Source organism: Marinobacter sp. DSM 26671, assembly GCF_900112835.1.
In the GTDB taxonomy this organism is placed as follows: domain Bacteria; phylum Pseudomonadota; class Gammaproteobacteria; order Pseudomonadales; family Oleiphilaceae; genus Marinobacter; species Marinobacter flavimaris.
The window spans coordinates 101,218-126,045 of the sequence record NZ_FONF01000006.1 but is presented as its reverse complement, the minus strand read 5'-3'; the positions used below and the strand labels follow the sequence as shown (position 1 = coordinate 126,045).

Annotated in this window: 31 protein-coding genes; 21 read left to right on the top strand and 10 right to left on the bottom strand. The window is 57.9% G+C overall.

What is annotated here, in order from left to right; translation table 11 throughout:
• Positions 1 to 10: 10 nt before the first annotated feature.
• Positions 11 to 385 carry a thiol-disulfide oxidoreductase DCC family protein gene (locus tag BM035_RS08770; RefSeq protein ID WP_008177187.1) on the bottom strand — a complete coding sequence of 125 codons (375 nt, stop codon included), beginning with the start codon at positions 383 to 385 and terminating at the stop codon, positions 11 to 13.
• Entirely contained in the window at positions 369 to 1,721 is a 1,353-nt protein-coding gene (locus BM035_RS08765; RefSeq protein WP_092031188.1) for a CHAD domain-containing protein, read from the bottom strand. Before BM035_RS08765 ends, BM035_RS08770 begins: the two co-directional genes overlap by 17 nt.
• Before the next feature lie 226 nt (positions 1,722 to 1,947).
• Between BM035_RS08765 and BM035_RS08760 the strand changes: the two genes are divergently transcribed.
• From BM035_RS08760 to BM035_RS22935, 15 genes are all read left to right on the top strand, one after another.
• Complete coding sequence (locus BM035_RS08760) at positions 1,948 to 3,624, top strand: methyl-accepting chemotaxis protein (RefSeq protein ID WP_092031186.1); 1,677 nt, start codon at positions 1,948 to 1,950, stop codon at positions 3,622 to 3,624.
• 107 nt (positions 3,625 to 3,731) lie between these two features.
• On the top strand, positions 3,732 to 4,802 hold the full coding sequence (locus tag BM035_RS08755) for a TRAP transporter substrate-binding protein (RefSeq protein ID WP_175497369.1): 1,071 nt from the start codon (positions 3,732 to 3,734) through the stop codon (positions 4,800 to 4,802).
• A gap of 142 nt (positions 4,803 to 4,944) precedes the next feature.
• Entirely contained in the window at positions 4,945 to 6,069 is a 1,125-nt protein-coding gene (gene potA / locus BM035_RS08750; RefSeq protein WP_092031184.1) for a spermidine/putrescine ABC transporter ATP-binding protein PotA, read from the top strand.
• Positions 6,062 to 6,919, top strand: coding sequence for a spermidine/putrescine ABC transporter permease PotB (potB, locus tag BM035_RS08745; protein WP_092031182.1), 858 nt, complete (start codon positions 6,062 to 6,064; stop codon positions 6,917 to 6,919). The genes potA and potB overlap by 8 nt, the downstream gene beginning before the upstream one ends.
• Positions 6,919 to 7,689 (top strand): spermidine/putrescine ABC transporter permease PotC, encoded by a 771-nt coding sequence (gene potC / locus BM035_RS08740; RefSeq protein WP_092031181.1) that lies wholly within the window; start codon positions 6,919 to 6,921, stop codon positions 7,687 to 7,689. The genes potB and potC overlap by 1 nt, the downstream gene beginning before the upstream one ends.
• A complete protein-coding gene (locus BM035_RS08735; RefSeq protein ID WP_092031179.1) occupies positions 7,686 to 8,726 on the top strand; it encodes an extracellular solute-binding protein in 1,041 nt (346 codons plus the stop codon). Before potC ends, BM035_RS08735 begins: the two co-directional genes overlap by 4 nt.
• Positions 8,727 to 8,834: 108 nt before the next feature.
• On the top strand, positions 8,835 to 9,119 hold the full coding sequence (locus BM035_RS22630; RefSeq protein ID WP_254775443.1) for a hypothetical protein: 285 nt from the start codon (positions 8,835 to 8,837) through the stop codon (positions 9,117 to 9,119).
• Between the two features lie 28 nt (positions 9,120 to 9,147).
• Complete coding sequence (locus BM035_RS08730; protein WP_254775442.1) at positions 9,148 to 9,456, top strand: TOBE domain-containing protein; 309 nt, start codon at positions 9,148 to 9,150, stop codon at positions 9,454 to 9,456.
• Positions 9,453 to 10,007 carry an ABC transporter permease gene (locus tag BM035_RS08725; RefSeq protein ID WP_254775441.1) on the top strand — a complete coding sequence of 185 codons (555 nt, stop codon included), beginning with the start codon at positions 9,453 to 9,455 and terminating at the stop codon, positions 10,005 to 10,007. Before BM035_RS08730 ends, BM035_RS08725 begins: the two co-directional genes overlap by 4 nt.
• Positions 9,959 to 10,348: an ABC transporter permease gene (locus BM035_RS08720; RefSeq protein ID WP_254775440.1), complete on the top strand. Its 390-nt coding sequence runs from the start codon at positions 9,959 to 9,961 to the stop codon at positions 10,346 to 10,348. The genes BM035_RS08725 and BM035_RS08720 overlap by 49 nt, the downstream gene beginning before the upstream one ends.
• Before the next feature lie 63 nt (positions 10,349 to 10,411).
• Positions 10,412 to 10,720, top strand: a complete 309-nt coding sequence (locus BM035_RS08715) for an antibiotic biosynthesis monooxygenase family protein (protein WP_053113794.1) — start codon at positions 10,412 to 10,414, stop codon at positions 10,718 to 10,720.
• Entirely contained in the window at positions 10,699 to 11,091 is a 393-nt protein-coding gene (locus tag BM035_RS08710; RefSeq protein ID WP_227507868.1) for a thiol-disulfide oxidoreductase DCC family protein, read from the top strand. The genes BM035_RS08715 and BM035_RS08710 overlap by 22 nt, the downstream gene beginning before the upstream one ends.
• Before the next feature lie 122 nt (positions 11,092 to 11,213).
• Positions 11,214 to 11,516 (top strand): hypothetical protein, encoded by a 303-nt coding sequence (locus tag BM035_RS22945; protein ID WP_053113798.1) that lies wholly within the window; start codon positions 11,214 to 11,216, stop codon positions 11,514 to 11,516.
• 33 nt (positions 11,517 to 11,549) lie between these two features.
• Positions 11,550 to 11,858: a hypothetical protein gene (locus tag BM035_RS22940; RefSeq protein WP_241956193.1), complete on the top strand. Its 309-nt coding sequence runs from the start codon at positions 11,550 to 11,552 to the stop codon at positions 11,856 to 11,858.
• Complete coding sequence (locus BM035_RS22935) at positions 11,842 to 12,351, top strand: GGDEF domain-containing protein (protein ID WP_241956194.1); 510 nt, start codon at positions 11,842 to 11,844, stop codon at positions 12,349 to 12,351. The genes BM035_RS22940 and BM035_RS22935 overlap by 17 nt, the downstream gene beginning before the upstream one ends.
• A gap of 26 nt (positions 12,352 to 12,377) precedes the next feature.
• Here the strand turns inward: BM035_RS22935 and BM035_RS08700 are convergent, their stop codons facing one another.
• From BM035_RS08700 to BM035_RS08680, 5 genes are all read right to left on the bottom strand, one after another.
• The gene (locus tag BM035_RS08700; protein ID WP_053113801.1) at positions 12,378 to 12,818 is read right to left on the bottom strand and encodes a universal stress protein; all 441 of its coding nucleotides are present in this window, start codon (positions 12,816 to 12,818) and stop codon (positions 12,378 to 12,380) included.
• A gap of 38 nt (positions 12,819 to 12,856) precedes the next feature.
• The gene (locus BM035_RS08695; RefSeq protein WP_053113803.1) at positions 12,857 to 14,140 is read right to left on the bottom strand and encodes a TRAP transporter large permease; all 1,284 of its coding nucleotides are present in this window, start codon (positions 14,138 to 14,140) and stop codon (positions 12,857 to 12,859) included.
• Positions 14,141 to 14,175: 35 nt separating this feature from the next.
• A complete protein-coding gene (locus BM035_RS08690) occupies positions 14,176 to 14,769 on the bottom strand; it encodes a TRAP transporter small permease (RefSeq protein ID WP_008177210.1) in 594 nt (197 codons plus the stop codon).
• Between the two features lie 108 nt (positions 14,770 to 14,877).
• Positions 14,878 to 15,906 (bottom strand): TRAP transporter substrate-binding protein, encoded by a 1,029-nt coding sequence (locus BM035_RS08685; protein ID WP_053113805.1) that lies wholly within the window; start codon positions 15,904 to 15,906, stop codon positions 14,878 to 14,880.
• A 141-nt stretch (positions 15,907 to 16,047) separates the two neighbouring features.
• A complete protein-coding gene (locus BM035_RS08680; protein ID WP_425269228.1) occupies positions 16,048 to 16,587 on the bottom strand; it encodes a YqiA/YcfP family alpha/beta fold hydrolase in 540 nt (179 codons plus the stop codon).
• 139 nt (positions 16,588 to 16,726) lie between these two features.
• On the opposite strand from BM035_RS08680, the gene BM035_RS08675 reads away from it, so the two are divergent.
• Positions 16,727 to 17,278 (top strand): glutathione peroxidase, encoded by a 552-nt coding sequence (locus BM035_RS08675; protein ID WP_041645966.1) that lies wholly within the window; start codon positions 16,727 to 16,729, stop codon positions 17,276 to 17,278.
• Here BM035_RS08675 and BM035_RS08670 read toward each other — a convergent pair.
• Both BM035_RS08670 and BM035_RS08665 read right to left on the bottom strand, forming a co-directional pair.
• Complete coding sequence (locus BM035_RS08670) at positions 17,275 to 18,282, bottom strand: LLM class flavin-dependent oxidoreductase (protein WP_062783072.1); 1,008 nt, start codon at positions 18,280 to 18,282, stop codon at positions 17,275 to 17,277. The genes BM035_RS08675 and BM035_RS08670 overlap by 4 nt on opposite strands.
• Before the next feature lie 85 nt (positions 18,283 to 18,367).
• Positions 18,368 to 19,024: a metallophosphatase domain-containing protein gene (locus BM035_RS08665; protein ID WP_092031176.1), complete on the bottom strand. Its 657-nt coding sequence runs from the start codon at positions 19,022 to 19,024 to the stop codon at positions 18,368 to 18,370.
• Positions 19,025 to 19,094: 70 nt separating this feature from the next.
• Here BM035_RS08665 and BM035_RS22625 point away from each other — a divergent pair, with 70 nt between their 5' ends.
• The 5 genes from BM035_RS22625 to BM035_RS08635 all read left to right on the top strand — a co-directional run bounded on the left by BM035_RS22625 (position 19,095) and on the right by BM035_RS08635 (position 23,959).
• Entirely contained in the window at positions 19,095 to 19,961 is an 867-nt protein-coding gene (locus BM035_RS22625; protein ID WP_158254277.1) for an Nmad3 family putative nucleotide modification protein, read from the top strand.
• 69 nt (positions 19,962 to 20,030) lie between these two features.
• A complete protein-coding gene (locus tag BM035_RS08650) occupies positions 20,031 to 21,431 on the top strand; it encodes an ethanolamine ammonia-lyase subunit EutB (RefSeq protein WP_092031171.1) in 1,401 nt (466 codons plus the stop codon).
• Entirely contained in the window at positions 21,428 to 22,258 is an 831-nt protein-coding gene (gene eutC / locus BM035_RS08645) for an ethanolamine ammonia-lyase subunit EutC (RefSeq protein ID WP_014579193.1), read from the top strand. The genes BM035_RS08650 and eutC overlap by 4 nt, the downstream gene beginning before the upstream one ends.
• Positions 22,259 to 22,295: 37 nt before the next feature.
• The gene (locus BM035_RS08640; RefSeq protein ID WP_062783055.1) at positions 22,296 to 23,051 is read left to right on the top strand and encodes a putative 4-mercaptohistidine N1-methyltransferase; all 756 of its coding nucleotides are present in this window, start codon (positions 22,296 to 22,298) and stop codon (positions 23,049 to 23,051) included.
• 167 nt (positions 23,052 to 23,218) lie between these two features.
• Positions 23,219 to 23,959, top strand: coding sequence for a ParA family protein (locus tag BM035_RS08635; RefSeq protein WP_092031170.1), 741 nt, complete (start codon positions 23,219 to 23,221; stop codon positions 23,957 to 23,959).
• 18 nt (positions 23,960 to 23,977) lie between these two features.
• On the opposite strand, the gene BM035_RS08630 is transcribed toward BM035_RS08635, so the two are convergent.
• The gene (locus tag BM035_RS08630) at positions 23,978 to 24,754 is read right to left on the bottom strand and encodes an FCD domain-containing protein (RefSeq protein WP_008177230.1); all 777 of its coding nucleotides are present in this window, start codon (positions 24,752 to 24,754) and stop codon (positions 23,978 to 23,980) included.
• Positions 24,755 to 24,828 lie beyond the last annotated feature (74 nt).

The following is a 24,828-nucleotide window of genomic DNA, read 5'->3' as shown; positions in this document are numbered from 1 at the left end:
ACATGCATGATTAAGCGGTTTCGTTATCTCCGATGGCGCAGGCGTATTTGCGCTCATAGCGTTTGTCTGCCCATTTCCCGTAGATGCGCGAGGCAATCTGGAAGATACCTGGCCACAGCAGGGGTTTGAACAGAAAACCAAAGGGCGTGTGGGACCAGGCGCGAACATTTGCGGGCAGGCCGATGACCCATTCGCCGGTCCAGGTCATCAGGTGCAGGCGTCTGAGCAGAGCTTCGTGACTTGGCAGGTTGGCGCTGCCGTCGCGCTGTTCATGGATGTCTGCAAAGATCAGATTGCCACGCTGGAGTTTGCGCAGGGTGCGGATCTCTTTGGCGCAAAGTGGGCATTGTCCGTCGTAAAACAGGGTGTCATAACGGGGCTCCATCGAGTCCTCCAAGGGTCAGAATCTGTTTCCGGGCGTTCGCTTTGTGGTTTCCCAGCGTTTCCACGATTCCATTGAGCGCGGCTGGCAGTACCTCTGGCGCCGCCTGGCGGAACTGGTCGAGAAGCAAAATCTGAACGTGCAGATCCTGGAACCGGCCATAGAGCTCTTGCCGCTCCTTTAACGTTTTCAGGTTGCGCTTCCAGGTTTTTGCATCCAGTTCCATCAGGTAACGGATTCGTTTGAGTTGCTTGCGCAGCCGATGGGTATCTTCATCCGGTGAAGTATGCATCAGCTCGGCAGTGCGTTTATTGAACTCCTTGATACGACGTTCCACGGCCCTTCGGATGTCTTTCGGCCGGAGTGTTGCGGCCAATTTCTGAAACTTTCGCGAATCAATCAGATTGCGCCAGTGTTCCAGGCTGTCCTGGTAGCGCTTGCTTTTCAGTCGCTTTGCCAGCTTTTTATGATGGCTGGCGGCTTCGCGCTCGAACCAGATCTGCAAGGCTGCCCGAATTTCCGCGTCATCTGCGCAAAGTTCCGGCAGGTCCTGAAGAAACACGTGAAGGTCGCGCAGTGGGCCCGTTGCCCTTGCATGGCGCTTCAGGGTTTTAACCCCCTTGGCCAGCGACTTGTCACCAGTCACGTCCTGAACCGATTCGGCGATGGCCCGGCTGCGTCGAATCGCAATCCGGTACTGGTGCAGAAATTCGTCATCCAGGCCAAGGGCGACGCCCCGTTCCAGTTGCCTTAGCCGATCAAATTGATGGTGAAGGGCCTTGGGAATGTCCCTTGCAGGATCGTCCCCCGCGGTTCTGGCTGTCTTTTTAAGCTTTCGTTCGCAGTGGGCGTAGCTGTAATCCTGTGGCGTTATCAGAGTCACCAGTTTGCCCTTGCCGCGACCAATCTGGCGCCAGTGTTTGATCGAAAGCCGGATGTGAATAACGCTGGCGGTGGGTAGCTGTTCCGGGGGCTGCTTCAGGAGGGACTGGGCAAGTTCCAGTAACGCCGGGTTGTGGCCGACCAGGGTAATCTGTGGAGCTTCTGCCTGCTCTTCGAGCCATGCGAGTAGTCGCCGATAGTCAAAGGTATACAGCTCACTCAGGGTGTGGCAGCGCTCGGCTGCAACTGTGTCGGGCAGTATGCCTTGCAGTGTCGCGACGGCCCGCTTGGCGTTGCTGCTGTATACATCGCCTTCGAACGCGCCGACAGATTTCAGGGTATTTCCCAATGGGGCCAGTTGGCTGATGCCCCGCGCATTGAGGGGGCGTTCCCGGTCAGAAAGTGATTCGTCGGCCCAGCTGGACTTGGCGTGGCGTACCAGAAACAGGTGCTTCATTGGCCTACCTTCGTAGTGGTCCTTTAGTCTGATTCCCGCTCAAGACAATCGGGTTACTGCCGTTACTGTACCTAGCTGAAAATAATGGTGGAAGGTTTGTCCGATGGCAGGCGGCTCGGCGAATCAGTGCGCCTGCTGAAACCTGCCTTAACAAACTGGAACAGATCACGCCAAGTGGTCCGTGGATAATCCTCACCAACGGAAATTCCCTGGAGAGTTCGGAAAAATGAATGTCTTGAGTAAAGTGAAAATACGCTCGCGCTTGCTGGTGGCAGTACTTGTGCCGGTACTCGTCACGGCGGCAACATTGGCGTGGATCACCGCCAGTCAGATTCAGGCCAATGGTGAAGATGAGCTCAAGCGTCTTGAGAACAGCCTCCTGGAAGCACGGAAGGCTGGTTTACAGAATCTCATTGATGCCGCAGAGGCCGTGGTTCTGGAGGCCAAGAATGACCCATCGATGACGGAGGCGGAAGCGAAGGAGGCGGCAGCGGCGCGCCTGCGCTCGATCCGTTTTGATGAGACGAACTACGTGTTCGCCTATACCAGGGATGTATACAACCTGGCCTATGCCCCGGACCCTTCCAAAGAAGGACCGACCAAGAATCCGGTTGTCAGGGGGTTGGTGGCCGATCTGTTCGTCGCTGCCCGCGGTGAGGGCTTCTACGGCTATGACTGGATGAACCCTGCCTCCGGCAATGAAGAACCCAAGATGTCCTATTCCACCATTATCCCGGACTGGGACTGGATGATCGGTGCTGGTGTCTACATTACCGATATTGACCGGCAGGTCGCTGCTGCTCGCGAGGACATTGAAGCGGGCATGGCGGAGGCCCTGGGCTTTATCCTTCTGGTGACGGTTGTGGTTGTCGTAATCGCTCTGGTGATCGGCGTATTCGTTGGCCGTAGCGTGACCCGGCCGCTGAAGAACGTCAGCAACATGATGCAGGAAATTGCTGATGGTGAGGGCGATCTCCGCCAGCGGTTGCCGGATGAGGGTACCGACGAGCTGGCCGAGCTCGGTCGTCGTTTCAATGCCTTTGTCGTCAAGATCCAGGACACCATGCGAGAAGTCGGCGCCACCACGGATCAGGTGGCGTCCGCGGCGGAAGAGCTCAGCCGGGTCGCGAATGAAACCCGGGCCTCGGTTCAGGAACAGGGCTCCGAGACTGACCAGATTGCCTCTGCGATCAATGAAATGGCCGCGACCATCCAGCAGATTTCCGGCAATGCCAATGAGGTTGAGAGCTCGGCCTCGGACGCCGACCGCATGGCCCGTGAGGGTGGTGAAACCATTAGCAGTGCCCAGGGCGCGGTGAACAAGCTGTCCGAGGAGATCGAGGACACGGCCCGCAGTATCAACGCCCTTGCGGAAAAATCCGATGAGATCCAGCAGGTACTGGATGTCATCCATGCGGTAACTGAACAGACCAACCTGCTGGCTCTCAATGCCGCGATTGAGGCAGCCCGGGCCGGCGAGCATGGTCGTGGGTTCTCGGTGGTTGCTGATGAAGTACGCCAGCTTGCAAAACGCAGCGCCGAGTCCGCTGATCAGATTCGTACCATGATTGACGGCTTTGTGACTGAATCCAAGGCATCGGTGGAGCGGATGAACAAATCACGCAACCGTTCAACGGAAACGGTCGAAAGGATCAATCATGCAACCAGCGCGCTGCGAACCATCGAGACCTCGATTGGTAAGATTCATGATCAGGTAACCCAGATTGCAACAGCCTCGGAGCAACAAAGCCAGGTTGCCGAAGAGATCAACCAGAACGTCGTGCGGATCGTTGATGCTGCCCAGCGCAGTGATACCGGCGTCACCCAGACCAACGAAGCCAGCCACGAACTGGCGCGCCTGGGTGAGAGCCTTCGGGATCTGGTCGGTCAGTTCAAGGTCTGATACCGATTCATGGTGTTCCGCCGATTGGCGGAACACCATGAGAAAGCTATGATGGTGGCGCGACAGAAATAGCTGTTTTCATACCAACAATAATGGAAGCCAACACAATGATAATCCGGAAAACACTGCTTGCGGCCGTGGCCGCTGCAGCCACTGTGTTCAGCGTGTCCTCGGTGGCCGAGGAAAACTTCACCTTGCGCCTTGCGCAAACCTGGGGGCCCAACTCTCCGGTACTGGGAGAGACTGTTCAGCATATGGCCGACATGGCGGAAACCATGTCGGATGGCCGGCTGCAGATCCGCATTGATCCGTCCAACAAGCACAAGGCGCCGTTCGGGATTTTTGATCTGGTGCGCAACGGCCAGTACGACATGGGGCATACCGCGTCCTACTACTACAAGGGCACCATCCCCAACGCCATGTACTTCACCACCATCCCGTTCGGGCTGATCGCGCCAGAAATGTACGCCTGGTTCTACCACGGCGAAGGCATGGAGCTGATGCAGAAGGTGTATGAGCCCTACGGCATGCTGTCCTTCCCGGGTGGTAATACCGGCAACCAGATGGGTGGCTGGTTCCGCGAGGAAATCAACTCGCTGGAAGACCTGAAGGGCCTGAAGATGCGTACTCCGGGCTTTGCCGGCGAAGTTATGTCCGAGCTGGGGGTTGCCGTGACCAACCTGCCGCCGGGTGAGCTGTATACCGCACTCGAGCGTGGCACCGTGGATGCCGTTGAGTGGGTCGGTCCTGCCCTGGATTTCCAGATGGGTTTCCACCAGATCGCCAAGTACTACTATTCGGGCTGGCAGGAGCCGGGCGCGGAAGTCCAGTTCCTGATCAACAAGGAGACCTGGGAAGAGCTGCCAAAGGATCTTCAGGAGATCCTGCGGGTCGCCATGCGCACCGCCGCCTATGACATGTACATCCAGAGCACCCATCAAAGTGGCGTGGCCTGGGATCGCATGAAGGAAGACTACCCGGACGTGACTCACAAGGTGTTCCCGCCGGAAGTCATTGATGCCCTGCGCAGCACCACCAACCGGCTGCTGGCTGAGGCCGCCGAGGACGATCCGCTGGCGAAAGAAATCATCGAGTCCCAGCGTGACTACCTTAAGCAGGTTCGTCAGTGGACCAACATTTCAGACAAGGCCTACCTGAACAGTGTGGCCGAAGACTGAATCCTGACGATGCGTTCCAGCCTGTAGAAGGCTGGAAAGCGCTGCCAGGCAAAGGGGCATCGGGGCTGAATTACCCCGACGCCCCCTTTTTGTTTGTGTTGGTTTCTGGAAAAATAGGCCGCTCATTCCTTGGGCAGCGCCGATGAAACAGACACTGCTATCCCTGAGCAATCTTTCCAAGCAATTCGGTGGCAAAACGGTGCTCGACGGTCTGGATCTTGAGATCTACGATGGCGAGTTCATTACCCTGTTGGGCCCCTCCGGTTGCGGTAAGACCACCTTGCTGCGGCTGATGGCCGGTTTCGAGCATCCTGACGGGGGCACCATCACCCTGGCGGGAGACGATCTCACCCACACTGCCCCGGAAAACCGTCCGCTCAATACCGTATTCCAGCATTACGCGCTGTTCCCCCATATGTCGGTGTTCGACAACGTGGCCTATGGCCTGAAAATGGAGAAGCGCCCGAAGGACGAGATTCGCCAGCGTGTCGATGAAGCGCTGGCCATGGTCCAGTTGCAGGATTTCGCCCGTCGTAAGCCCCATCAGCTATCCGGCGGCCAGCAGCAGCGGGTTGCCATCGCCCGGGCGGTGGTCAAGCGGCCTCGGCTGCTACTGCTCGATGAACCGCTCTCGGCCCTGGACTACAAGCTGCGCCGCACCATGCAGGTTGAGCTGAAGCGCCTGCAACGGGAGCTCGGCATCACCTTTGTGTTCGTGACCCACGATCAGGAAGAGGCGCTGTCGATGTCGGATCGCGTTGTGGTGCTCAAGGATGGCGTGGTGCAGCAGCTTGGCACGCCCCGGGAAGTCTACGAGCGACCGGCCAACCTGTTTACCGCCCGGTTTGTCGGGGAGACCAACTTTTTCCCAGGTATGGTTGATTCGGCTCAGGACGGTTCCATTACCGTGGATGTCTTCGGCCTCAAACGAACCCTGCGGCGTCCGGATTTCCCGGTTCGCGAAAGCCAGCGCCTGCACGTTTTGCTTCGGCCGGAAGATATCCGGGTTCTGGAGCCTGACGACGAACACGGTGTCGCCGGCAAGATTGTCGAGCGTAACTACAAGGGCAGTACCCTGGACTCGGTGATTCACCTGGATGATGGCACCGAAGTGCTGGCCAGCGAGTTTTTTGATGAGGACGATCCGGCCTTCGATTACCGCCTGGGCGAACCGGTCAAGGTCAGTTGGGTAGACGGCTGGGAGTGGTTGTTGCCCGGGGAAGCCGACGAAGCGGTATCCGAAGAGGAACTGTCGGCCGATGCATAGCGTTATGCAGCAGCCGTTCAAGACTGCCGTTCTGATTCTGGTCTGGGGCTGGCTCCTGTTCCTGGTACTGGCACCGAACCTGTTGGTGGTCGGTGCCAGTGTCATGACCCGGGACCCGGTCTCGTTCCTGTCTCTGCCCCTGAATCTGGATGCCTATCGCCAGCTGTTTGACCCGCTGTATCTGGAGGTTTTCCTGCACTCCCTGTACATGGCGGCCATGACCACACTGGTGTGCCTGCTGATTGGCTATCCGTTTGCCTGGGCGCTCTCCAAGGTTGGCAAACAGCGTCAGCTGATACTGATCTTCCTGCTGATCGTGCCTTTCTGGACCAACTCCCTGGTGCGCACCTACGCCCTGAAGCTGATTCTGGCCACCAACGGTCTGCTGAACAGCGCCCTGATGTCGATCGGGCTGATCGATGAGCCCCTGCAGTTGCTCTATACCGAGGGCGCCGTGATCATTGGTCTGGTGTATCTGCTGCTGCCGTTCATGATCCTGCCGTTGTATTCGGTATTCGAGGATCTGAAGCAGGAACTGCTGCTGGCTTCCCACGATCTCGGCGCGGGTCGGCTGTCCACCTTTATCCATGTGATTGTCCCGCTTACCCTGCCGGGTGTTCTGGCCGGCGTGATGCTGGTCTTGCTGCCGGCCATGGGGCTTTTCTTTGTTCCGGATATCCTGGGTGGATCGAGAAACCTGCTGGTGGGTAACGTAATCAAGAACCAGTTTCTCGATGCCCGTAACTGGCCCTTCGGGGCTGCCGCCAGCATCGTGCTTACCGTGACCATGGCGTTCCTCATGTTCGCCCATCGCCTGAGTAAGCGGCGAATTGGCGAGGAGGGTGCCTGATGACACGGTGGCTGCCCCGAACCTATCTCACACTGGTCTACATCCTTCTCTATGTGCCCATCGTGGTGCTGGTGGTGTTCTCGTTCAATGAATCCCGAACCGGCTATGCCTGGGGCGGGCTCAGCCTGCGCTGGTACGAGGCGCTTTTCAATAACCGGGCCATGGTCAATGCCATGTGGAATTCCCTCTGGCTGGCGCTGTCTGCCGCCACGGTGTCCACGGTTATCGGTGCCCTGACGGCCCTGGCCCTGCACCGGTACCGATTCCGGGGCAAGAAGCTGCTCAACGGCATGCTGTTTGTGGTGATGATGTCGCCGGAGATTGTCCTGGCTATTTCGTTGCTGGCCCTGTTCCTGTTGGTGGGATTGCAGCTCGGCTATGTATCGCTGCTGCTGGCCCACGTCACCTTCTGCCTCCCGTTTGTGGTGATCACGGTCATGGCCCGGTTGAGTGGTTTCGACGAGAGCCTGCCCGAGGCCGCCCGGGATTTGGGCGCTTCTGATTTTACGATGACCCGCACCGTGCTGATCCCGGTGATCATGCCGGCGTTACTGGCAGGCTGGCTGCTAGGGTTTACACTGTCTCTCGATGATGTGGTGGTCAGCACCTTTGTGAGTGGCCCGAGCTATGAAATTCTTCCTCTGCGCATCTACTCCATGGTGCGTGTGGGCCTGAAACCCGAGGTGAATGCCCTGGGCACACTGTTGCTGGCGTTTTCACTGGTTATGCTGATGTTGTCTCAATGGATTCTGATAAGGAGCAAACGATGAAGAAACTGGCACTGGCCGGCTTGCTGGCAGTGGGATTGACGGGGTGCAGTTCCGAGGAGCCCCAGGTTCTCAACCTCTATAACTGGTCCGAATACATGCCTCAGGAAGTCCTCGACCGTTTTACCGAGGAAACGGGCATTCAGGTGGTCTACACGACCTACGACAGTAACGAGGCCATGTATGCCCGTCTGAAGCTGCTGGATGACAGCGCAGCCTATGACCTTGCGGTGCCGTCTACCTACTACGTCAGCAAGATGCGCCAGGAAGACCTGCTGATGCCGATCGATCGCAGCAAGATCGAAGGGTTTGATAATCTGGATCCCGAGCTGGTGAACCTGGATATCGATCCGGCGAACAAATTCTCCGTGCCCTACCTCTGGGGTACCACAGGGCTGGCCGTGGACACCGCAGACATCGAAGGGGAGCCTGTCACCGCCTGGGAAGACCTGTGGGAAGACCGTTTCGAGGGGCGCGTGATGCTCACCAACGACATGCGGGAGGTTTTCCATGTTGGTCTGCGGGTACTGGGTTACTCCGGTAACAGTACCGACCCGGAGGAGATCGAGGCGGCCTATGAAAAGCTTTCCGAGCTGATGCCCTCGGTTCGTACTTTCAATTCCGATGCGCCCCGCATGCCGTATCTGGAGGGCGAGACCGATGTTGGCATGATCTGGAACGGCGAAGCCGTGATGGGCAAGGACACCATGGAGTCGCTGGAATACGTGTATCCGGAAGAAGGCATCATTGCCTGGCTGGACAGCTTCGTGATTCCGAAGAACGCCAAGAATCCGGAAGCGGCCCACCAGTTCATCAGTTTCGTACTGCAGCCTGAAATCTCCGCCCTGATCAGCGAGGAGATTGGTTATGCGACACCAAATCTGGCGGCGAGGGACCTGTTGCCGGACGAAGTTGCGAATAACCGGGCAAGCTATCCGAACGCCACCGACATGATCAATGCCGAGTTCCAGACCGACATCGGTGACGACGCCCTGCAGGTCTATGCCAAGTACTGGGAGATGTTGAAGTCCGGGCGTTGAGCGCGTCGATACTTCATGGCACCGCTGAAAACGGAGGCTGCGGCCTCCGTTTTTTTGCGCCGGGTTTCACAAAACTGCAATACATGGTCTATAACTTCCTGATAACAAATGGTTAGCAAACTTCTGGAATTGCCACCAGTAAGGACACGTTATGATCATGCCCTCTCGTTCGACACGGAACCGTGCTTTTTTTTGCTGTCTGCAGCCCTTGCCACCGCCAGTTTTTCCGGCACCACGCTGGCCGAAGATCTGCGCCTGATCACCTCGGGTGGCTACGCCCCGGATGATGTGGTCGCCCAGTTTGAGGAGGAGACCGGCATCGATGTACAGGTGACCCTCTCCAACAATGAAGACATGATTTCCAAGCTCCGCCACAGTCGGGGCGGGGTTTGATCTGGCCGAAATCCGTCTGGATGATGGTGTGCTGGTTCAGGGCAGGGTGGCATCGGACAATCTTCGAACCGGCCATCGGGCCGAACTGTATATCCGGCCCGAATCCCTGGTGCTGTCTGGGGATGCGCTCAGTGCCGGCTTCTCATCGATGCAGGCGAAAGTGCGCACCACCCTGTTCGATGGGGCCAACAGCCGGGTCGAGGCAGAGAACTGTGGGCAACCGGTATACGCCCGCCTGCCTCAGGATGGCTCGGCACCCAGGCTGTCTGCCGACAGTTCAATCCGGCTGGCCTGGAATCCGGCCCTGGCCAGGGTTTTTGGAGCCGAGAGTCTGTGAGGTCGTCGGTCAGTCGATTATCCCTCTGGTTGCTGCTCACTCCGTTCCTGCTCTGGATCGTATTGCTGGTGATCTTGCCCCATCTCCAGATGCTCCGGGTATCGTTCCAGGTCCGGGAAAGCTGGGACACCATTGCCTGGTACATTGCCCGTCTTGCCAGAGGCTGTTCGAAAGGCATTCTGTTTCTGGCCTGCCTGATTCCGTTCTGGGCCAGTGAGTTGGTGCGTACTTACGGTTGGATGATTCTGCTGCGTGAAAGCGGCCTGTTCAGTTCCTGGCTACAGGCACTGGGCTGGGTCGATGGTCCGGTGGAAATGCTCCACAACGACGTTGCGGTCATCATCGGCCTGGTGTACAACGGCCTTCTGTTCATGGCGGTGCCACTGGTGACAACCCTCGATGGCATGGATGAGAACCTGGTCGAAGCCGGCTACGACCTGGGTGGCGGCCACGGCACGGTGCTGCGCGAAATCGTTGTGCCCTGGGGTGTGTTAATGCCGTGTTGTTTGAACGGGTACAGTTCCGGGGCAAGGAATTCCTGTACCTGCTGATGCTGCTGCCGCTGGTGATTCCCGCCCGCCTGCGCAAGTTCGACCCCCAGCTGGAAGAAGCCGCCCTGAATCTGGGCGCCACGCCTTTGGTGGCCTGGTTTACCGTGACTCTGCCCTGGCTTTTGCCGTCTATTTTCGGAGCCGCCGCCATGGCCTTCCTGATGTCATTTGAAAACTTCAATACCACCGTTATGCTGACAGGTAGTGATACACCGTTGACGGTGGCCCTGTTCAATCGCCTTCGGGAAGGGTCGACGCCCGTGCTCAATGCGGTGGCACTGTTGCTGATGGTGGGCTCTGCGCTATTGGCGCTGCTGGTGATGGGCCGCTCCTCACGTTAACGGTGTTCGCCGCAATCACGGGATAACGCGACCGGATTGGACTGGCAGTCGCCGGGAGGTCTCATGAAGTTTATTTTCGAAGTGCATATCCGGGAAGGCCACACGGCGGAGGAATACGCGGATGCCTGGGTAAGAGCGAGCGAAATTATCCAGCAGGCGCCCGGAGCCCGGGGTACAGAGCTGCACCGCAAGATTGGCGACCCCAACACCCTGATTGCCATCGCCTCCTGGGAGAGCAAGGAACAGCGGGATGCCATGGAAGGGCAGCATAACCCTGAGGTGGCCGCTATCATTCGCAGTGCTGCGCCGTTTGTGGATATCAAACCCATTGGTGAGTTTGAGGACCCGGAATGGGTGGTGAGGCCGCAATGACAGAGAGCGGCAATACCCTTCGTGTTTTCTACGATGGAGCCTGCCCCAGCTGTCGGCGGGACCGGCGCCAGTACGAACGCCTGGCGGGCCGGGCTGCCGATCAGGTTGAGTGGGTGGATATTACGGGTCGGGATGAAGAACTGAAAGCCCGGGGTATCGACCCGGATATGGCGCTCAAGGAGCTGCACGTGGAGGACCAGAACGGCCATATCCACAGTGAGCTGGATGCCTACATCCTGCTGATGTCGCGCGTGCCGTTGCTCAAACCTCTGGCATGGATTATCAGCCTGCCGGTGATCCGGCCCCTGCTCAGCCGGCTTTATCATCGTATGGTGACGAACCGTCTTGAGCGCACCGGTCGGATGCCCTGACAGAGGGCTCCGGATTTCGCAGGGACTGGGCTATAATCTGGGCTAATCGTTACAAAACTCAGGGTTGGGAATACCGCTGGGGTGACTCACCTTTCACCAACGATGGTATCCCGAAGTGGGTGTTGCAGGATGCACCCGAAAAATGGAACAGCATTGGTTTCCCCTCCAATCCACCCGGCCGTGAAGGACGTGAAAACGTCTGGTTCCGGGTCACCCTGCCAACCGGCGAGTGGCAGGAGCCCGTCCTCTACATCTTCAGTGTCGATCTCATTGTTCAGGTCTGGCTCGAGGGTGAAAAAATCTACCAGTACGGAGAGTTCAACGCTGACGGGCGTGGCCGCTTCGAAGGCAGGCCCTGGCATGAAATCGTGCTGCCCGAGAATTACGAAGGCAAACCGGTGTACTTCCGGATCTTCTCCAACTAGACGGATATCGGTCTGTGGGGTGAAGTCTCCATCATGGACCACCCGGATCTGGTGTTATACATCCTCAAGAATTCCCTCGAAGCTCTGGTGATCGCAGGCTTTGCCACGTTGATCGCATTGCTGGCCATCATTTTTGCGCTGCCGCAAACAGAAAAGAAAACCTTTGCAGGTATCTCGCTGTTTACCCTGGCTTCCGCCCCGATGCTGGTCTCGGAAAGCCAGGCCAGTCTGCTGATTGCGTACAAGCCTTTGATGTGGGATTACCTGGCCGCCGGGTCCCGGTCAGTTGGGACATGCTTCTGTTCTCTTTGGCCGTGGTGGTTATTTGGGTGCTGGTGCTGAAAGGGGCGATAGAAACATCGAAAGCGCCACTCTGTGCTTCTGGGTGAACGTGGAGTGGGCCAGCGCGGGCAACCTGACAGAGGGTGTACTCCTGCTGGAGGAGCTGCAGAAGTTTTCCTACGAGGATGCGCTCACCGGGCTCAAGAACCGCCGCTACTTCGATCAGCTTTTCGAGCACGAAAGCGCCGTCGCCCAGCGCAACGACTTGCCGTTATCCCTGCTGATTGTCGATATTGACCACTTCAAGAGATTTAATGATACCCACGGCCACGAAGCCGGGGACAACGCCCTGAAGATAGTTGCAGGCATCCTCCAGAACCAGTTCCGGGAGAGTGATATTGTTTGCCGGTATGGCGGTGAGGAGTTTGTGGTGGTCATGCCGGGGGCAACATCGGAAGCCGCCAGGGACAAGGCAAACCAGCTGTGCGAAGCCGTTGCAGCTTCTGACCCTGGCAGACAAGGCGCTCTATCGCGCCAAGTCAGCCGGTCGTAATCGGGTCGAAGTCTCTGGTTGAACGGTCACACCACCAGAACCGGGCATTTGGCGTGAGATGCAACCCGGTGTGAAACACTGCCCAGAAACAGGCCATCTTTGTCACTGTGCGTACCCTTGGTGCCGATGACGATCAGGTCCGCACCTTTTTCTTTGGCAAACTCTACAATGACTTTTGAGGGTTTACCGGCTTTGACGAAGCCGCGGACATTTTTGCCGCCGCGTTCCGCCGCCAGTTGTTTCGCGTGATTGACCACATCCTTGGCATATTCCGAAAGCACTTTATCCGGGATGTCCATTTCAGCCGGTCGTCCGATCGACAGAGATGCCTCAAACAGGCTGTGATGCTTGTACACACACAGCAGGTAGATCTCCGCATCAGTCAGTTCTTGTAGCTCAATAGCCTTGCTCAAGGCCTCGAACGAGGTCATCGAGCCGTCTACCGCCACCAGAATCCGTTTGAACATGTCGTACTCCTTTGTATTCACTCTTCAGGATGATCAGATCACCTGAAGGCCAGGTCGCGCAGGAACAACGCAATTTGCGGGAACGCAATCAGTAACCCGGCAGCGGATATCAGCATGATTACGAATGGCGGCGTGCCGCGAATAACCTCGAGATAAGGGCGCTTGAATATCGCTATGGCGGTGAAAATATCACAGCCGAACGGTGGCGTTGCCGAGCCGATGGCTACCTGAAGGGTAATCAGCACGCCCACCAGAACCGGGTCGATGCCAGAAGCTTCGATAGCCGGTGCAAAGATCGGCGTCAGCACCAGAATCACCACGATCGGGTCAACGAACATGCAGGCAATAAAGAAAGCGATACAGATGGTAATCAGCACGCCAACGGGGCCCATATCGCTAATTCCGACTGCGTCCAGAATGGCCTGGGGAATCTGGGCAAAGGAAATGATCCAGGAGAAGCCGGTGCCCACGGCTACAAGAATAAAGACGACAGCAGTGATCAGGCCGGTGGACTTTGCAATACGATAGATGTCAGCAAGCTTGAGTGAGCGGAACACTACGAATTCCAGCAGGAAGGCGTAGAGCACGCAAACGGCCGCCGCTTCTGTCGGGCTGAAGATACCCCCGTAGATCCCGCCGACGATAATAACTGGGAAAAACAGCGGCCATAGAGCCTCGCGCATGGATATGACCCGCTGGCGCCAGGTGGACTTCTCCTCGGTCGGGAGGTTGTTGACGCGAGCATAAATCAGGCAGTAGATGGAAAACATGACCAGAATCATCAAGCCTGGCCCGATACCGGCAATGAACAGCTCGGCAATGGACGTCTCGGAGATAACCCCGTAGATGATGAAGCCAATACTCGGGGGTATCAAAAAGGCAATGTCACTGGAATTGATGATCAGTGCCAGCGAAAACGAGTCTGAATAGCCCGCTTTGAGCAATTTGGGCCGCAGAGGCGAACCAACGGCTACCACCGTAGCCTGGGTCGATCCGGACACGGCACCAAAAAGCGTGCAGGACGTGGCGGTGCTGATGGCAAGGCCGCCTTTTACGTGGCCGATGAACGCCATGACCATGTTGATCAGCCGGTCAGCGGATTGACCGCGGGTCATGATGTCCGCCGCCAGAATAAACATCGGCACAGCAATCAGTGAGGCGGGCCGGATACCGCCCATCATCTGCTGGACGAAGGTGCCCATCTGGCCGAAGCCATCGAACATCATTACAAAGCCGACCACCGCACCTGTGATCAGCGGAACCATCATCGGGAAGCCCAGCAGCAGCAACCCGATCATGATCAACATCATTATAGTTGCCATGATTTCCTATCCTTCCTTAACGTCAGCTGCAGGGTTCATACTTCCGATTCTGTATCCGCGTAGCCGTCGACAACCCCAGTGGAAAGATAAACATCCTTGCTGGTGAAGTTCTTGATGGCCGTCAGGAGGTACTGAATACCTGTAATGGCAAAACCGATCGGGACCCAGATATAAATCCACCAGATCTCAAAGCCCAGGGCGGGCAGAATACGCCCACGACTGTAAAGAGTTTCGATGTATCCGAAGGAGTGGTAGCAAAGAAAGAACATCACAAGAGACGTGAACAGGGCGATGATGATCATCAAAACCTTGCGGCCCTTGACTGGCAGTGCGTCGTAGATTGCGGACATCCGGATGTGCCTGCCGTGGCGGGCTGCATAGCCAATGCCGGCAAAGGTGATGAGTATAATCAGGATCCGGTTGATTTCACCTGAGAAAAAGAGGCCTTCACCGAATACATACCGCGCAATGACATTCACACAGGTATTGATTGCCATCAGGATGACGCCAGCGGCCAGCATGAACGCCTCGACCTTGGCAATGATTTCATCGATGGTCCCCAGAAATCCGGGCAGGCCGGACTCGTAGGTGCCGGTGTCGTCTTCAAGATCCGGGGAATTCTCGGACATGGGGTCTGCTCCAGAGCATGTCGCTCCCTGCCGGTAGGGAATCCCCGGCGGGGCGGGGTTAGCACAGCTGCCCGCCGGCCAGAGCCGGCGGGAGTGGTTCCACTAGTCTTAATTGTTCTGAACTGCTTCCAGGTCTGCCTTGAACTGGTTCAGCAGTTCTTTGCCACTGTCGCCAGTCATTTCGATGAACTTCTCTTCCACCTGGGGCGCACGGGCCTTGAAGGCTTCGATCTGTTCGTCGTTCAGACGGGTGACGGTGACTTCATCGCTGGCTTTCTGGATCTTGGCCAGGGCTTCGTCAGCCAGACCGTCGATGTGCACAATGATTTCTTCAAAGGCAAAGTCTGCAGCGTCCTGAACCAGTTTCTTGTCGGCGTCAGACAGGCCATTATAGAAATCCTGGTTGGCCATCATGGCAGTGGTGAACCAGCCGTGCTTGGTGAAGACCAGGTTCGGGGACACTTCATAAAGACCGCCGGACTCGATCCAGAAGATCGGGTTTTCCTGCCCCTGGATCATGTTGGTCTGCAGCGCACCATAGACTTCACCCCAGGGCAGCGGGGTCGGTGTCGCGCCGAAGGCAGAATAGGTTTCTGACAGCAGCGGGTTGGTCATGACCCGGATCTTCTTGTTGTTGAAGTCCTCGGGCTGGGTGACCGGCTCATCAACCGTTACAACCATTTCCCCTTCCGGATACATCTTGAGAAGCTCCAGTCCCTTCTCTGCGTAAAGCTCCGGAAAGTCTTCATTGATGGCTTTACTGGTGCGGAAGAATTCGATCACCGTATCCATGTCGGTCGGCATCAGGTAAGGAATAAAGAAGATCTGCGCTTCCGGAATCAGGGAGCCTGTAAAGCCGGGTGACTGGTTAACAAAGTTCAGGATGCCTGCCTGGGTCTGCTCCATGATGTCGTCAGACTCACCCAGCTCGCCGAAACGGTATACCTGCAGGGTGTGGTCAGAGTTGTCCTCAATGTATTCCTTGAACTTGTACGCGAATACGTCCTGAACGTCGCCTTCGTACTCTTCGTGCGCATAGCGCCAGTTAGCGGCGTTTACAGAGTTCGCCATGGTCATCGCAGCGAACGCGAACGCTGAAATTCCGGCCAGTTTCTTGAACTTACTCATGCTGCTCATCGGGTTTTCTCCGTTCGTGTTTTTACCGTAATGTATTGTTACATTAATAAAGACTGGCAAAACAAAGCGGTTTTCGCAAGAAAATGGCCAAAACAATCATTTTAGCAACGGAGGTTTTGTCGGTTTCGCAAGTCCATGAATTCACGGTCGATTCATATCTGAAAGGCAGGTTTGAAGGAATTCGCGGAACTCACTGACGACCCGATCAAGACTGTTTTCCAGTCGGTGCCCATCCGGCAGGACCAGAATCGGAAGGCCCTGATCACGGGCCAGATCAAGCACCGGCGCTACCGCTACCACGTCGTCATCCCAACCATGAATGATCTGACGGTGGTCCGCCTGGATCAGCGGGCTGGATTGGGGATACCGGGCCATCGCCAGGGCTGGCGCCAGCATGAAGCATCCCAGAACAGGCGTTTCCGAGGATGTCTGGGCGCAGACCCAGCCACCCATGCTGGAACCGGCAAGGATGGTGTTTTCCGGCTTGGCATTGCATTCAGCCATTGCCTCGCGCATCTGGGCCAGCCGTGTCGCTGGATCCCGGGTGCTGCTGTGATCAATGGCGTGGGCCTGAATGCCCGGAAAGGTTTCGGCCTCGGCTTTCATGGCCTGGATCTTGGTGCTGCCGGGGCCGCTCTCCAGGCCGTGGGAAAGGAAGACGTGGATCGGGGTGTCTGTCATGATGAATGTTGCTCCGGTGCTGAACGCTTTAATCACCTGAATGATGAGCGGCAGGGCCTGCTCTGTCCACCGTGCTGGCTGAGCCATCGGTCCGGTTGCGGCGTATACATCAACCTAGTTGAACAGGGAATCCGGATCCATGAAACAGGTAAAACGAGGTCTGATAATCACCGCTTTGATTCTCGGTCTTTCAGGAGCGCAGGTGGTCATGGCGGACAGTTGTCCGGCGTTTCTCGATCATGAACAACGCAAGCTTCACTCAACAGACACGGTAAACCTCTGTGATCTCGCGGCTGGCAAACCCATGCTGGTGGTCAACACCGCCAGCCGTTGCGGATACACAGGGCAGTTCGAGGGGCTCGAGGCCCTGCACAAACAGTATTCGGAGAAAGGGCTGGTTGTGGTCGGCTTCGCCAGCGACGATTTCCGGCAGGAGGCAGATTCCGAAGCCGAGGCGGCCACCGTCTGTTTCAAGAACTTCGGAGTGACCTTCACCATGATCGCACCGGGAGCGGTGACCGGGGCCGAGGCCAACCCGGTGTTCCGGGCCATCAATGAGCAGAGCCAACCCCCGCGCTGGAACTTCACCAAGTATGTGATTGACCGTTCCGGCACGGTCGTCGACTCCTTTCCGAGCCGGGTGCGCCCACAGGATCCGGAGCTGATCGACGCGGTGGAATCTGTGCTTTAGGACAATGCCAGCCCGGCATTTCTGGTTTGCGCCAGGATGTCGAGCGCATGCCGGCGCCTCTCGGGGTCGTAGATATCCACCGTGAACATCAGCTCCTCGACCTCAATGTCCGAGAGAATCTGCCGCAGCTGTCTCCCGATCGTTTCGGCATCGCCAAGCAATTGCAGACCCAGAAAATCCTTCACACTGGCTTTCTCGCCCGCGTTCCAGAGCCCGTCCATGCTGTTTACAGGCGGTTTCATCCACAGCGGTTGTCCGCGGAAGAGGGCGAGAATGCGCTGGTAGCTGGTGGTAGCAAGAAACTCTGCCTCCTGAATGGAATCGGCCGGAACGGCTGGCAGGGCAAGCATGGCATAGGGTTGTTCAAGTGTTTCCGAGGGCTGGAAGTTGTCGCGGTAAACTTTGAGCGCTTCCCTGTAGAGCCGGGGTGCGAAATGTCCGGCGAAGGCATAGGGCAGACCGCGCATGGCGGCCAGCTGGGCGCTGTAAAGGCTTGATCCCAGCAGCCAGAGCGGCACATTGGTGCCCGCGCCGGGAATGGCCTTCACGGGCTGTCCTGGCTGCAGGGGGCCAAGCAGGGACTGAAGCCGGGCGACATCCTCAGGAAACTGTTCAGCACCCAGACCGTCGCGCCTCAGGGCCCGCGCGGTCACCGGGTCAGTGCCCGGCGCGCGGCCCAGTCCAAGGTCAATCCGCCCCGGGTACAGACTCTCCAGTGTTCCGAATTGCTCGGCAATGACCAGTGGCGGGTGGTTGGGCAGCATGACACCACCGGAACCGACCCGAATAGACTCTGTTTTACCCGCGATGTGTCCGATCAGGACAGACGTCGCGGAACTGCTGATGCCTTCCATGTTGTGATGCTCGGCCAGCCAGAAGCGCTTGAAACCGAGTTTCTCGGCCCGTTGGGCATAGGCCACGCTGTTGGCAAGCGTGGTGCCTACCGAATCGCCCTCGCGGACGGAGGCCAGTTCGAGCAGCGAGTAATCTGGACAGTCAGGCATGGAGCTCCCGCAGTAAAAGTGGAATTCGAGAGATAGAAAACATGGTGTCTGCCGGCGCCTGTTTCAAGATTAGCCGCGAACGGTGCTATAGATCGATCACAATCGGCGGGTTCAGCGGTTTGAAACTGCCGTTACAGGTGCTGGCGTTTACGCACAGGCAATCGCCAATCTGTTCTTCGCCGTGGCCTTCGTGAATATGGCCAAAGATATGGAGTTTCAGGGACAGTCTTGCGATCCGCTCGGCCAGGGCCTCACAGCCAGGGCGCACGATGCCAGAGGGAGACTCGATTCTGTCGAGAACACCCGCGGGAGGCCCGTGGGTGATCAGGACATCGGTGTCTCCGGGGATGCGGGCCCAGCGCTCGGCAATGGCATCGCCCCGTTCCAGATTGAATGCCCAGTTGAAGAACACTGGCGTCCACGGGCTGCCCCAGAACTTCAGGCCGGCAAGCTCCAACGGGCTGTCCTGCAAATAATGAGCGTTACGCACCAGTTCCCGGGCCTCTGCCGGTTCGTCCTGGAAACACCAGTCGTGGTTTCCGGCAATCAGTATCTTGTTGGTATGGGGCAGCTCCGAGAACCACTGGTCCAGATCCTCGAGTTCGTCCAGTGTGCCAACCCCGAGGGAATCCCCGGCGTGAATCAACAGGTCGCCGTCCGGAACCTGGATCTGGCGGTGCATGCTGTGGGTGTCGGAGATGCAGACAATTCTCATGGTGTTGGCGGTTCCGGTCAGTGACATTCGCGCATTTTTGTTTTGTCTAAGATAGCATTTACCGCCCGTTCAGCCTTCATGCTTTTCGAGTAATGCCATGCGATTGATCCTCAGCCGAAAAGGATTTGATTCTTCTGCCGGTGGATGTCCCAGCCCGGTCCTGCCGGATGGCTCGCTGTGCGTTTTGCCTATTCCTGATACCCGGTCCCGAATCCGCTATGACGATGTGGTTTTCCACAAACGCAGGCTCGGCAAGATTGCCCGGGATCTCACCGGTGGCCGAATCCGGGGTAGTCACGGTGCCCACCTGGATCCGGATCTGATAGCGAGTGCCTACCCCCGCGGAGAAGGCTGGCGACCTCTGCTGGGTCAGACTGGCTCAGCCCAGGGGCACCTTCGCAATCAGGGCGTTGAGCCGGGAGATCTTTTTCTGTTCTTCGGCGTTTTCCGCCACGCCGAAATGCATAACCGGCGCTGGCGTTTTGTGCCCGGAACCCGGCCGTTCCATGCCCTCTGGGGGTGGCTTCATATCGACCGGGTTCATACTGTTGACGAACTGGCTCCGGATGCCCTGCCATGGGCCCGGTATCATCCGCACCGCCACGGTGAGCCGGATCCAGGCAATACGCTCTACACGTCCTCACTGTCGTTTCGATTGGCAGGCGGCGCAGAGGTCTGGTCCGGCAGTGGCGTGTTTCCAGAGCTTCGCGAGGAGCTGGTCCTGACCGACCCCCAGAGCCGTCTGCCCACCCGGTGGCGCCTGCCCGCCGGGTTTTATCCTGGCGATAAACGGCCTCCCCTGAGCTATCACACCAGGCCGGACCGGTGGTGCCTGGAACCGCCCTGGTGCTATCTGTCTTGTGCTGCCAGGGGGCAGGAATTCGTGCTCGATCTCGACGCTTATCCCGAGCTGACGGACTGGCTCACGGGATTGCTCAGAACAGGGTCGCCCACCGAAAACTAACCGTGCTATTGATCTGCCCGGGTGATATTCACCTAAGATAGTAGGAGTTTGAACCTCAGGGAGAGGGCAATGTATCGGTACAGTCTGGGAAACCGGCGATGGCAGTTTGCAACGCTGGCAGAGTTAATGGCGAAGGCAACGCCCGCGCGCTCAGGTGACCGGCTGGCCGGCGTCATCGCCCATACCGCCGAGGAAAGGGTGGTGGCCCAGATGGCTCTGGCCGAGTTGCCCCTGAAGACCTTTCTGACTGAAGCCCTCGTCCCCTACGAGCAGGATGAGGTTACCCGGTTGATTCTCGACGACCACGATGTCGGGGCCTTTGAGCCGGTTTCCCACCTGACCGTGGGCGACTTCCGGAACTGGTTGCTGAGCGATCTGGCCACGCCCGAGATGCTGGTGCGCATCCGCGCCGGGATAACTCCGGAGATGGCGGCGGCTGTGTGCAAGATCATGCGCAACCAGGACCTGATCCTGGTCGCGCAGAAATGCCGGGTGCAAACCGCTTTCCGAAGCACCGTCGGCCTGCCGGGGCGGATGTCGACGCGGCTCCAGCCCAATCATCCCACGGATGATATAACAGGTATTGCCGCCAGCATCCTGGACGGGTTGCTGTATGGCAGCGGCGATGCGGTGATCGGAATCAATCCTGCCACGGACAACGTGGCCCAGAGTGTCCGGCTGCTGCAGTTGATGGATGAGGTGATCCGCAAGTACGAGATTCCCACCCAGTCCTGCGTACTGACCCATGTAACCAATACCCTGGAAGCCATCGAGCACAGGGCTCCGGTGGATCTGGTGTTCCAGTCCATTGGCGGCACCGAAGCCACGAACAGGAGTTTCGGGTTTGATCTGGCCACCCTGGCCGAGGCCCGGGACGCAGCGTTGTCTCTCAACCGCGGCACAGTGGGTAACAACGTGATGTATTTTGAAACCGGCCAGGGCAGCTCGCTGTCGGCCGATGCCCATCACGGTGTCGATCAGCAAACCTGCGAGGCCAGGGCGTACGCCGTGGCCCGCAAATTCGAGCCGCTTCTGGTGAATACCGTGGTCGGGTTTATCGGGCCGGAATACCTGTTTGACGGTAAGGAGATCACGCGGGCCGGGCTGGAGGACCATTTCTGTGGCAAGTTGCTGGGCCTGCCAATGGGGTGTGATATCTGCTACACCAATCATGCCGAGGCCGATCAGAACGACATGGACAACCTGCTGACTTTATTGGGCGTGGCCGGCTGTAACTTCATCATGGGTATACCCGGCTCCGACGACATCATGCTGAACTATCAGACCACCTCGTTTCACGATGCCCTTTACGTTCGCCGGGTGCTCGACAAACGGCCGGCGCCGGAATTCGAACAGTGGCTCACCCGCATGCAGATTTTCCAGGATGGCGCGGGCAAGGTGCCCGCAGACGGGTTACCAGAAGCCTTCCGGAAAAGCCTGGCCAGTTTGCCCGGAGGGGTCGGATCATGACTGACCATAAGCCATCAGTAATCGCCAACCCCTGGCGCCGGCTCTCAGCCTGGACCGATGCACGGATTGGTCTTGGCCGGGCCGGTATCAGCCTGCCCACGCATGAGATGCTGGCGTTTCAGCTCGCCCATGCCCAGGCAAGGGATGCGGTCCATCTGCCACTGGATACCTCAGCGTTGATGAAGGACCTGGCCGAACTGACCGAGCGGAGAAAAGCGTTATTGCCCCATGAGCCGGTTCATCTGCAAAGTCAGGCCAGCGACCGGATAACCTACCTGCAACGCCCGGATCTCGGGCGCAGGCTCAGCCAGAAATCCTGTGAGGCGCTGGACCGCCAGGGCCACACCGGTGATTCACCGGTCGACCTGGCTCTCGTGGTCGCAGACGGCTTGTCCTCCTATGGCGTACAGGAAAACGCCGTGGGGTTTCTCGAGGCGCTGCTGGCGAATCTTGAGGCCGATGATCAGACCTGGGAACTGGCGCCCCTGATCGTTGTCTCTCAGGGACGGGTTGCGATTGGTGATGATGTCGGTAACCGGCTTAACGCCCGATGTGTTGTGGTGCTGATTGGTGAGCGCCCCGGCCTGAGTTCTCCAGACAGCCTCGGGCTTTACCTGACCTGGGCGCCGGAGCCCGGACTGACTGACGCCAGCCGAAACTGCATATCCAATATCCGCCCGGCTGGGTTGTCGTTCGAAGAGGCGAGCCGGCGGCTCGGGTATTTGCTCAGGGAGGCTCGCCGTCAGGAGGTTTCCGGCGTACCTCTCAAGGATCGCTCGGAAGAGACGGTTATTGATCAGGGTATTGGCAACTTCCTGTTACGCTAGATGAAGCCGTTGAACCATTCAGGGTAGGAGAATTCTCTTGCAGCAAGCCGAGTACTATGAAAACGACACCACACTCGCCCAATACCTGGAATTTCACTTTGGCGAGCGGTGGCACGGAGAGGCCAACTTCCCCAAGGCGCTGGCGGATGCTGCCATGCATGCGATGGATGGCAGGCCCCTGGATCGTGCGCTGGATATTGGTTGTGCCGTGGGCCGCACCAGCCTTGAGTTGGCCCGCCATTTCCGGCACGTGGACGGCATTGATTTTTCCAGGGCGTTCGTCAACAAATGCCAGGAAGTCGCCAGTGACAGAAGGGTGCGTTATGCGCGCCCGGAGGAGGGGGAGCTGGTAACCTTTCAGGACCAGTCTCTTGCGTCCCTCGGGCTGGAGGAGGCCGCTGAGCGCGTGTCTTTTCATCAGGGCGACGCCTGCGATCTGCCATCGCAGTTCACCGGGTATGATCTGGTACTCGCAGGCAACCTGATCGACCGGTTGTACCAGCCATCTCTGTTTCTGGAGACCATTCATGAGCGGATTAACGAACTCGGGCTTCTGGTGATTGCCTCACCCTATACCTGGCTGGAAGAGTACACGCCGAAGGAACACTGGGTTGGCGGGTTCAAGAAGAACGGAGAAGATTTCTCGACATTCGACGGCCTCAAGGAGATGTTGGCGCCCCATTTCCGGCTGTTGTTCGAACCCTGGAGCCTGCCGTTTGTCATCAGGGAAACGAGAAACAAGTTCCAGCACAGCTTCTCCGAGCTGACCGTCTGGGAGAAAGTAAGCCAGTAAGGATGCGGGAATTTTGAGGATGGCCTGAAGGCTGTCATCAAACTGTCACCGGGAAAGCATAGCCTGAAAACTCATCAGGACGACATGCATTGTGTTGTGCATCGTGTGAATGCTTTAACCGGGGACTTCCCCGGTTTTTTTATGCCTGGATTAAGGGATCTGACAGGATGAGGACCATTGCGTTTTACAGTCTGAAGGGCGGTGTTGGCAAAACCGCCGCCGCCGTGAATATCGCCTATCTGGCCAGCCAGGCCGGCTATCCCACACTGCTCTGGGATCTTGACCCCCAGGGCGCCTCCAGCTGGTATCTGGCTGGGGCCGACAAAATCAAAGGGCACAAGTTATCGCAGCTGCTCAAGGGCAAGACGCCCATCGCCGAATTCATTCACGAAAGTGACTATGAAAACCTGGATTTCATCCCGTCTCACACCAGTTTCCGCAACCTGGATGTAAAGCTGGATCAGGAGGATGGCAGCAACCTGATCAAACAGTGGCTGGCGCCGCTGTCTGAAGAAACCAGTCTCGTGGTACTGGATTGCCCGCCGTCGCTTTCCAGGCTTTCCGAGCAGGTGCTGAAGGCGGCAGACGAGGTGTTCGTGCCGGTGATTCCCACCTGGCTGTCTCTCAACAGCTGGAAGCAATTGCTGGAGTTTGCCAAGGATAAGAAGTTGAAGCCGGGTAAGCTGCACCCGTTCTATTCCATGGCCGACCGGCGCAAAGGGCTGCACCGGGAGCTGATCAACGCGCAGGATGAGATTTTACCCAAAGGCCTGAAAACCATCATTCCGAACGCCAGCGTGGTGGAGAAGATGGGCGAAGAGGGCACGCCGGTAGAGCTGCTCGCGCCCAGCTCCGTTGCCGCCGATGCCTATCGCAGGCTGTGGAAAGAGATCAATCGCCTGCTCTGAGGCCCTCACCGCATGGGCTCAGGATCGGGCGAGCTTGTCCCTCCGCAGGGAGCGCTCCAGTCGGCGGTGGCTCTCACTGCGTTCTGAGAGTACTTGCTGAACGTACTGGATGTGCTTGCCGGCCAGTTCCCGGGCTTCCTCGGCCCTGCCTTCAGTGATGGCTTCGTACAGCATCCGGTGCTGTTCCACCAGACCCTGCCGGGTCTCCGCCTCTCTTCGATACATGCCGCCGATGTTGGTAACCACGTTGCTTTTCAGCATGTTGAACAGGTTTCGTATGGTATGCAGGAGAATCACGTTGTGGCTCGCCTCGGCAATCGCCAGGTGGAACCGGGCATCGGCTGCCCCTTCGGCTTCCAGGTCCCGGTTCCTGTCGCTGCCATAGCAGGCTTGCAGTGCCTCGTAAGCGGTTTTCAGGTGAGCCCTGTCGACCTCTGTCGCTCGCAAGGCTGCGTAATAGGCGCAGTCCGCCTCCAGTGTGCGGCGAAATTCCAGCAGATCCCGTTGTGCGTCTGGCCGGTTTTCAAGCAGAGGAATCAGCGGATCGCTGAAACTGCCGCCGAGGGACTCAGTGACATAGTTTCCTCCGCCCTGGCGGCTGATCAGCAGGCCTCTGGCGGTCAGCCGCTGAATGGCCTCCCGCAGGGAAGGGCGGGACACGCCGAACTGCTCCGACAATACCCGTTCCGGGGGCAGCCGCTCGCCCGGTTGCAGGGTGCCTTCCAGAATCATGGTTTCCAGCTGTTCCACAATGGTGTCCGCGAGTCTGCGTGGGGCGATCTGTCCGACGTCCATAAGAACGAATTTCCTGTCCAAGAATTTATTGGTAATACCAATACCATAGTGCGCGATTCAGGCCAAGCCCCGGT